Origin of the sequence: Ectobacillus funiculus (assembly GCF_004138295.1) — a bacterium.
Taxonomy (GTDB): Bacteria; Bacillota; Bacilli; order Bacillales; family Bacillaceae_G; genus Ectobacillus; species Ectobacillus funiculus.
The window spans coordinates 236,730-245,556 of sequence record NZ_SCFM01000013.1 but is presented as its reverse complement, the minus strand read 5'-3'; the positions used below and the strand labels follow the sequence as shown (position 1 = coordinate 245,556).

The following is an 8,827-nucleotide window of genomic DNA, read 5'->3' as shown; positions in this document are numbered from 1 at the left end:
AAATAAAACATTGACGTTTTGTGTTTTGTTCAGTTTTCAAAGAACTTGTCCGCCGCTCAAAAGCGACTTTAACAATATAACATCTTCTTGTTTTCATGTCAATCATATTTTTTATTTCATCTACGCGAACAATACTTGTTCACCGCAGAAATATAATATATCACAACTCAACTGTCTCGTCAACACCTTCTTAGCAAGATCTTTTCTTCAGCTACCCCAGTAGAGAATGATATGTTGTATTTACCGCCATTTGTTTTGCTATAAATGGTGGATATACAATATAACTCAATTTACAGGTGCGCTGCAATACCTTTGTCTGTTGAAAAATATTCCTTATCTATCTTCCTTTGAGGAGTGATTACACGCTCCCTATCTCAATAATCGTTTTTTGCAGTTACATGTAGAGGACTACCAATTCCTTGCTCGTTTCTAATCGCATATGTTAGGAAATAATAAAATAGGAAGGAGGGATTGTATTGACGAACATCATAGATGGAATGGATCAAGCAAGATTTAGATCCGCTGTCCCTAACGACAACCAAATTCGTAACAAGAAAATAGAAAAGGAAAATAAAAAAATGCCCATGGTTTTACGAAATCTAAAAAATGGATCATAAAACAAGGCATTATTTCCTACAGCCTAGCATTGAGGAGACATAACAAGCTTCACCGATTGGCGAAGGCAAAGGCGTAGTTTCACTTACACGGTATTCCTAAAATTTCCGACTACGTCGAACAGCTTCTGGCTGGAAATTTATACTTTCCTACAGTGAAATAAAAACAGCCAAGCGCTTCTCACAAAGCCTTGGCTGTTTTTTTAACTATTTATACTTAGATGACTAAGTATAAATGGCTCTTTGTTCCTTACATCCAGTTTGTATGGAACGTTCCTTCTTTATCTACACGCTCATATGTGTGTGCACCGAAGTAGTCACGTTGTGCTTGTAGAAGGTTAGCAGGTAACGTTTCTGTACGGTAGCTGTCATAGTAAGCAATTGCACTAGCGAATGAAGGTACTGGAATACCACGGTTAATTGCCACTGCAAGAACTTCACGCAATGAGGATTGGTATCCTTCTACGATTTCCTTGAAGTATGGATCTAATAACAAGTTCGCCAATGCAGGATCGCGGTCATACGCTTCCTTAATTTTTTGAAGGAATTGCGCACGGATAATGCAGCCGCCACGGAAGATCATCGCGATATCGCCGTAGCGAAGATCCCAGCCGTATTCTTCAGATGCAGCGCGCATTTGTGCAAAACCTTGTGCATAAGAACAGATTTTGCTCATATATAAAGCTTTACGTACTGCTTCAATTAATTCTTCTTTATTTCCTTCAAACGCCTTCACTTCAGGACCTTGCAGCAATTTGCTTGCTTTTACACGCTCTTCTTTCATTGCAGAGATAAAGCGAGCAAATACAGATTCTGTGATGATTGGAAGCGGTACACCTAAGTCTAAAGCGTTTTGGCTTGTCCATTTACCTGTACCTTTTTGTCCAGCTGTATCTAGGATCACATCCACAAGCGGCTTACCTGTTTCTTCGTCCACTTTAGTAAAGATATCTGTTGTAATCTCGATTAAGTAGCTGTCTAACTCGCCTTTATTCCACTCTCCGAATACCTCATGAAGCTCTTGAGCATTTAAGCCAAGAACATGTTTCATAATGAAGTAAGCTTCACAAATTAATTGCATATCACCATACTCGATACCATTATGAACCATTTTCACATAATGGCCAGCACCGTTAGGTCCAATATATGTGCAGCAAGCGTCGTCTCCAACTTTTGCTGAAATCGCTTTGAAAATTGGCTCAACAAGCTCATAAGCCTCTTTTTGGCCTCCTGGCATGATAGAAGGACCTTTTAACGCTCCCTCTTCTCCACCTGAAACGCCTGTACCAATGAAATGGATTCCAGTTGATTCAAGTTCTTTGTTACGGCGAATTGTGTCTTGGAAGAATGTGTTTCCTCCGTCAATCAAAATATCGCCATCTTCAAGATAAGGTCTTAAAGAATCGATTGTTGCATCTGTTGCAGCTCCTGCTTTAACCATTAACAAAATCTTGCGAGGTTTTTCTAAGGAGTTCACGAACTCTTCAACAGTAGCTGCGCCTACAAAGTTCTTTCCTTCTGCCTCAGTTTTTAAAAATTCTTCTGTTTTTTCGAATGAACGGTTAAAAACTGCAACGGAATATCCTCTGCTTTCAATGTTCAATGCAAGGTTTTTCCCCATAACCGCCAAGCCTACTACACCAATTTGTTGCTTTGACATATGTATCCCCTTCCGTAATCCATTGATGAAATATGGTTAATAATTACCACTGTATAACAGAATACCATATTATTGCGTGTATGGATAAGTATTGATGCAATTTTTAAAAAATTTTTTTGTTACAGCATGCAAAAGGGATAAGGAATGTATGAATGCTTTAATATATTTCAGCACATCCACCTACCATTGCATATAAAGAGAAGTAATGCAGTAGGAAACTATTGTCTTATCTCTTATCCGTACCGCCCTTAGAAACTAAGGGTTCGCATACTAAGCATTCTGGTGCCACTGTACATACTTATTTTTGCTACACTTTGACTAAATCATACTACAAAAAATCCCTTCTGCATTCACAGAAGGGATTGGGGTGTGCCTAGCATAAAGAGTTTAAATTCCATACCCTATTAAGATAACAGCTTGATTAACTGAGGAGCAACCTTACTATTAGAGAAGATTTTGTATTCCCCTAAATCCGCTTCTAACCCCCCAGCTTCAGCAATGATTAACTGACCAGCCGCAATATCGTAATGCTGTGGGCTTCGATAAATAACAGCATCCCAACGACCAGCTGCAATATAAGGAAGCGTCACCGCTGCCGTCCCGATGATCCGCACGCGATACACTTCATCTACAAGTTTACTTAGCATCTCAAGTCTCTCTGCATTACTTTGCTTGTCTCCATCCTTCGCAAAGTCGCCGAAGGATAAGAACGACTCAGACAAGTCAACGTCTCTTACTCGAATCTGCTCCCCATTCAGAAAAGCACCTTCTCCTTTCACAGCCCAAAACAACTCACCTAGAGCAGGTAAAGAAATGGCAGCCACAACTGGTTCTCCTTGATATGTAAGAGCAATTGACACCCCATATAAAGGAAAGCCTATGCTATAGTTAATCGTCCCATCAATCGGATCGATCACCCATTCAAAATCCTCTGTTCCCGAAAGCGAACCTGCTTCTTCACTAAAAATACGATGGGTCGGATATTGTTCCTGAATACGATCAATCACAAACTTCTCCACACGAATATCCATCTCTGTTACAAAATCCTTTGCTGCCTTTGCAGTTTGCTGACCGGCTTTTCCTGCATGAGGGAGAATGAATTCCCCTGCATCCTTGGCTAATTTAATCATAAACGGCAAATATTCATTGTACATTTTTGTTTGCTCCTCCCCTTTTTATACTGATACTATCATACACTAATTTCAGGACAAGGTCTTGAACATATGAGCTTCCCTGTTAAGAAAAGCTCCCAAGGCCTGCCATTTTGGACCTTGGGAACTAGACACCACCCCGAAAAGTTATACTTTCTTAATCTTGTTAGAGAAAACTCGCCGATTGACGATCCCTGCCCCCGGGCGAAGACAAAGGCGTAGCCCTACTTATTACTTTATTACTAAAATTTCTCGCTACGTCGAATGGTCTTCCAGCTAGAAATTTATCCTTTCTTAAAGTGAAATAAAAAAAGCCTTCCTAACGCAGGAAGACTTCTTTTATTTCTTTTCAATACTCCACCCTTTGCTTAGAATGCTTCCATAACTCAAACGGATACTTAGTTGTATCGATTGGTAAATGCTTCATGGGTATAAGTCTCTTATCAAGAGGCTCTGATATTTGCTCGTAAATAAGTGCGTCATCAAACCCAATGGCAGCAGCCTCTTCCCTCGTATTATAAAAGTAAACAGCTTTCGGCCTCGCCCAATAAATAGCTCCCAAACACATGGGGCACGGCTCACAGCTCGTATAGATTTCACAATCTGTTAACTGAAAACTGTTTAAATAACGACAAGCATCACGAATAGCCTGTACCTCCGCATGTGCAGTTGGATCATTGGAGGCTGTTACCTCATTTTTTCCCATTCCGATAATTTTTCCATCCTTCACGACTATAGCACCAAAAGGTCCACCATGATTCAAAAATGCATTTTCATAAGCTAGATTAATAGCTGTTTGCATAAAAACCTTCATCTTCGCTCCCCCTTCTTGGTGACACAAGCACCTAGTCGTTTACTGCAACCCCAATATGTTCAAATCGACCTACATGAAACAATCCTCCATCGGTTAATTTGAGTTCAGGAATAACTGGCAAGCTTAGAAAAGAAAGTGTTAAAAATACATTTTCGGAAGCCTGCGTAACACTGTGCAACGCTTCATGTAATTTACTCAATTCATCATTGGCATCCTCATAGTTTTTCATAGACATCAATCCTGCAAGAGGTAAAGACATGCTGCCGATGACGTTGCCTTTAGAAACAACCACCAACCCGCCGTTCATCTGGTGAACGGCCCTAATTGCAGTCACAATATCACGGTCGTTCGTACCGGCAACAATGATATTATGAGAGTCATGAGCAATCGTTGAAGCGATCGCACCTGCTTGCAGCTGCAGCCCTTTCACAACTCCCAACCCGATAGTCCCTTTCTTTTTATGGCGCTCTATCACAACAAGCTTGACTTGATCATTATCGATTGAGGGAATAAAAAAGCCATTCTCTGTTTGTACCGTTTCAGTGAGCTCCTTTGTTACAAGCTGGTTTGGAATAACACCAATGATACGGGCCTGTTTATTTGAACCGATTGGAATTTTCAGATCTTCTTCTGACAAAGGAAGCAGTTGCACAGATTCAGTTAGACGGCTTGGCGGCTCAATAACACCCGATTCATCATATATGGCAGCTCCATTCTTCGCGACAACACGTCCGGCCTTTAACACCTTAGCAATTTCAATTTCTTGTATGCTATCTAATAGAAGCAAATCTGCTTCATAGCCAGGTGCTACGGCTCCTTTTGTAGATAACCCAAAGCATTCTGCCGCATTGAGTGATGCCATCTGAATAGCAAGAAATGGATCTAAACCAGCCTGAATTGCCAATCGAACACTCTGATCAATGCTGCCCTCGCGAATTAATTCATCCAGATGTTTATCATCAGTACAAAATAAAAAACGGCGCGAATTTCCTGAATGAACAGCAGGAAGAAGATCCAGTAAGTTTTTGGCGCCCGAGCCTTGTCGTAGCATCACATACATGCCGCGCCTCACCCGTTCCTTTGCTTCTTCTACTGTGACACACTCATGATCTGTACTAATGTAGACGGAACGATATATATTAATGGCATTGTCATCTAATCCGGCACCGTGTCCGTCAATTTTATCCGTATGCTGCAGCGTCATATATAATTTATCCATCATAGAGGGCTCACGCTGTTTTACGGCCGGATAATCCATAACTTCCGCCAGGCCAAGCACACGCGGATGTGAAAAAAATGGCTCTAGATCAGTTGCTGTTAATACAGCCCCGCTATTTTCAAAGGATGTCGCAGGAACACAGGAGGGAAGCATAAATAATATATCCATTGGAAGATTCTCAGAATCCTCAAGCATAAACGATATACCTGTGCCCCCCGCAACATTGGCAATTTCATGAGGATCAGTGATAATTGTTGTAATCCCATGAGGAAGGACAGCCTTTGCAAATTCTCTCGGTCTGACCATAGACGATTCAATATGCACATGCCCATCAATAAAAGCTGGTACAATGTATTGGCTGGTTGCATCGATTACTTCATGTCCTTCATATGAGCCAATACCAACAATCACACCGTCTGCAATAGCAATATCGCCCAGGATGATTTCTAAATTAAAGACATCGACAATAGTTCCGTTTTTTATGACAAGATCGGCAGGCTCGTGCTTAGATGCAACAGAAATCCGTTTTTGCAATTGCACCTTCGTTAGCATCCTCATCCCCCCATTTTACACATTTCCTCCCGCGCTACATCTGTCAATAACAAGCTTCATAGCGGCTGCCCGCTGCACAGCGCGGATAATACTGCTATAACCTGTGCAGCGGCACAGGTTTCCCGAAAGCCCCTCGCGAATTTGCTTCTCCGTCGGAATCGGTACAACATCAAGCAAAGCCTTCGCAGCGATAATCATGCCTGGTGTACAATACCCGCACTGGAATCCTCCCTCTTTTAAAAAAGCGTCTTGAATAAAAGAAAACCCGTCTCCTTCAATCGTTGTAATTGAAGCGTGATTGGCTTGATATGCCATCACAAGACAGGCGTTTACTAATGAATCGTTCATAATTACAGAGCACGCACCGCAGCGTCCAATATCACAGGATCGTTTTGTTCCGGTCAGCTCTAAACCATTTCGCAGCAAATCAATCAGACGCGCGGCAGGCATAGTCTGCAGCTGCTTCTCTTCACCGTTTACTTGAAGCGTGATAGAAATAGATTCATTCAGAGGCAAGGATTGTTCATGTATTATTTTTTTCGCGTCCATGCTTTCCTCTCCTTTGCACTGATAGCCTGTAGCATTTCCTCCGGTGAAACTGGCAATCGACGCACCCAATACCCTGTCGCATCATGAATTGCTTTAGCGATTGCAGGAGCTACAGCAATCGTACCAATTTCACCAACGCCTCTTGGTCCATACGAGTCATCTTGACATAGCTCTTCAATCGCTTCCACCTCCATTTGCTCCGGAACATCATAAATTGTCGGAATTAAATATGAATCAAAATTGTTCGTGACATAACAGCCATCATGTATAAGAGCTTCCTCCATTAACGTATACCCTAATGCCATTATGCCGCCGCCTTCAATTTGACCAAGATATCCAAGTGGACTCACAACAGGACCTGCTGCGATTGCTTGATCAAGACATGTTACCTTTACCCTCCCTGTTAATTCATCGACCTCCACCTGCGCTAAAACAGCAGAAAATGCATATAGATAATGCCCCCCGATAAATGGATCGGGGCTTGTCGGAAAATCAAACTGCGTATTTACAACAATCCTCTCTTCTGGGGCCATTCTCTTTGCCAATTGCGCATAGGATAGATAGAATACAGGTGCATTCATTTCTTCATCCCGCCTCCACACACCACCTGGTCCAAGCTGAAGTTTATCAGCTTCTCTACTGCCAATTCGCGCTGCACATGCAAGCAGCTGCTGGCGAAACGGCTCCTTCATTCGCTGCAGTGCTTGCCAAACCATACTCGTTGCCCGAGAAGCAGTTGAAGATCCAGATGATGGGACGAGTGCCGTGTCACCGATTGTTATTTTTATATCCCCAGGGGAACAGGCGAATTCCTCTATAATAAGCGTTTCAATCACGGCTAGAAGGCCTTGACCGCATTCTTCAAAGCCAAAAGCAGCTTCAATTTTGCCATCAACCCCAAACGAAAGACGTCCTCCAGCAGGGTCTAAACGTCCGTAACCAAGCCCGCCGCCATGCATCGTGATCGAAATTCCTGTTCCTGTTTTTTTCCACACATCCGGTTTCTTCCCCTGCAAACCAGCTGCTTTTTTACAAATTTCTTCCAAAACCTGAGCAGCTCCATTTGTCGGCGCAATTCGCTGCCCAACCGGTCCAAGATCATGTTCCTTTCGTATATTTCGTCTCCTTAGATCAAGCGGATCCATCTGAAGCTTCTCTGCCAGCCGATCGATTTGTCCTTCAAGAGCAAAAGTAACTTGATTGCCCCCAAATCCCCGAAATTCACCAGCGACCCCATTATTCGTATAAACAGACAAACCCTCTGTACTCACATTTGGAACTACATAAGGACCGATGGCGTGCTCAACAGCAAAGTCTAATACAGCAGGACCTAACGTTGCATATGCGCCTGTATCTGCAAGGATGCGCACCTCGTGAGCAACAATTTGCCCGTTTTCATCCGCTCCTGTTTTCATCGTAATTTTCATCGGGTGGCGCTTTATCCCAGCTCTTACAGACTCGCGTCTTGTTTGATGAATCTTTACTGGACGCTTTGCCATTAATGCAAGCAACGCTGCATATGGCTGAATATTTAGTTCATCCTTTCCACCAAACGATCCGCCCATCGGACTTGAAACAACCCGTATACTTGCTTCCGGCATATCTAAAATGCGAGATAGCTGAAACCGATCTTTATAGCCATGCTGCGTACCTGCATAAACAGTGATTGTGCCGTCACATTCAGGAACAACGACCCCACCTTCTGTTTCCATATAAGCATGCATTTGCCGCGGCAGTTCGTACGTTTCTTCTATTATTACAGAGCAGCTCGCAAACCCCTTTTTTATATCCCCTTTTTCATAGGAAGCCCGATGCAAGATGTTTCCATTTGGATGGAGTTGCGGTGCAGCTTGGTTCAACGCTTTTTCAGGACTGTCTATCACTGGCAACGGCTCATAAATCACCTCGATGAGATCAAGAGCACGCTCAGCAACTTCCTCCGTCTCCGCCGCCACAGCAGCAATAGCATCTCCGACGCAGCGAACTCGGTCTTCGCATAGCACCGGCTGATCTGGAAATACGATCCCGTATCCGTTTAGGCCCGGCACATCGTGATAAGTTGCCACAGCCTTAACACCTGAAAGCTGTTTGGCCCTCTCTGTGCAAATAGATAGAATGCGGGCATGGGGATGTGCACTCCTTAAGATTTTCCCATGCAGCATATCAGGAAAAGATACATCCGTCATATATTTAAGTGCTCCAGTTACTTTAGCTGCGCCATCTGGACGGATACGTCCCATTTCCTTCGCCCTCTCCAACAGCTGCATA

At 43.0% G+C, this 8,827-nt stretch carries 7 protein-coding genes; 1 reads left to right on the top strand and 6 read right to left on the bottom strand.

Annotated elements, in window-relative coordinates:
* Positions 1-476 precede the first annotated feature (476 nt).
* On the top strand, positions 477-617 hold the full coding sequence (locus EP737_RS25555) for a hypothetical protein (RefSeq protein ID WP_165350761.1): 141 nt from the start codon (positions 477-479) through the stop codon (positions 615-617).
* A gap of 247 nt (positions 618-864) precedes the next feature.
* Here EP737_RS25555 and gndA read toward each other — a convergent pair whose 3' ends face one another.
* The 6 genes from gndA to pucD form a co-directional block, all read right to left on the bottom strand.
* A complete protein-coding gene (gndA, locus tag EP737_RS11285) occupies positions 865-2,274 on the bottom strand; it encodes an NADP-dependent phosphogluconate dehydrogenase (protein ID WP_129728069.1) in 1,410 nt (469 codons plus the stop codon).
* Between the two features lie 404 nt (positions 2,275-2,678).
* Positions 2,679-3,428, bottom strand: a complete 750-nt coding sequence (locus tag EP737_RS11280; RefSeq protein WP_129728068.1) for an inositol monophosphatase family protein — start codon at positions 3,426-3,428, stop codon at positions 2,679-2,681.
* A 346-nt stretch (positions 3,429-3,774) separates the two neighbouring features.
* Positions 3,775-4,239 carry a nucleoside deaminase gene (locus tag EP737_RS11275; RefSeq protein ID WP_129728067.1) on the bottom strand — a complete coding sequence of 155 codons (465 nt, stop codon included), beginning with the start codon at positions 4,237-4,239 and terminating at the stop codon, positions 3,775-3,777.
* Between the two features lie 31 nt (positions 4,240-4,270).
* Positions 4,271-6,010, bottom strand: a complete 1,740-nt coding sequence (gene ade / locus EP737_RS11270; protein ID WP_129728066.1) for an adenine deaminase — start codon at positions 6,008-6,010, stop codon at positions 4,271-4,273.
* A gap of 15 nt (positions 6,011-6,025) precedes the next feature.
* A complete protein-coding gene (locus EP737_RS11265; RefSeq protein WP_129728065.1) occupies positions 6,026-6,559 on the bottom strand; it encodes a (2Fe-2S)-binding protein in 534 nt (177 codons plus the stop codon).
* On the bottom strand, positions 6,541-8,826 hold the full coding sequence (gene pucD / locus EP737_RS11260; protein WP_246040231.1) for a xanthine dehydrogenase subunit D: 2,286 nt from the start codon (positions 8,824-8,826) through the stop codon (positions 6,541-6,543). The genes EP737_RS11265 and pucD overlap by 19 nt, the downstream gene beginning before the upstream one ends.
* Position 8,827: the final 1 nt, after the last annotated feature.

Excerpts from the sequence above, each read along its gene's own strand:
- gndA (WP_129728069.1), bottom strand. The coding sequence starts at position 2,274 with ATGTCAAAGCAACAAATTGGTGTAGTAGGCTTGGCGGTTATGGGGAAA.
- EP737_RS11280 (WP_129728068.1), bottom strand. The coding sequence starts at position 3,428 with ATGTACAATGAATATTTGCCGTTTATGATTAAATTAGCCAAGGATGCA.
- EP737_RS11275 (WP_129728067.1), bottom strand. The coding sequence starts at position 4,239 with ATGAAGGTTTTTATGCAAACAGCTATTAATCTAGCTTATGAAAATGCA.
- ade (WP_129728066.1), bottom strand. The coding sequence starts at position 6,010 with ATGCTAACGAAGGTGCAATTGCAAAAACGGATTTCTGTTGCATCTAAG.
- EP737_RS11265 (WP_129728065.1), bottom strand. The coding sequence starts at position 6,559 with ATGGACGCGAAAAAAATAATACATGAACAATCCTTGCCTCTGAATGAA.
- pucD (WP_246040231.1), bottom strand. The coding sequence starts at position 8,826 with ATGCAGCTGTTGGAGAGGGCGAAGGAAATGGGACGTATCCGTCCAGAT.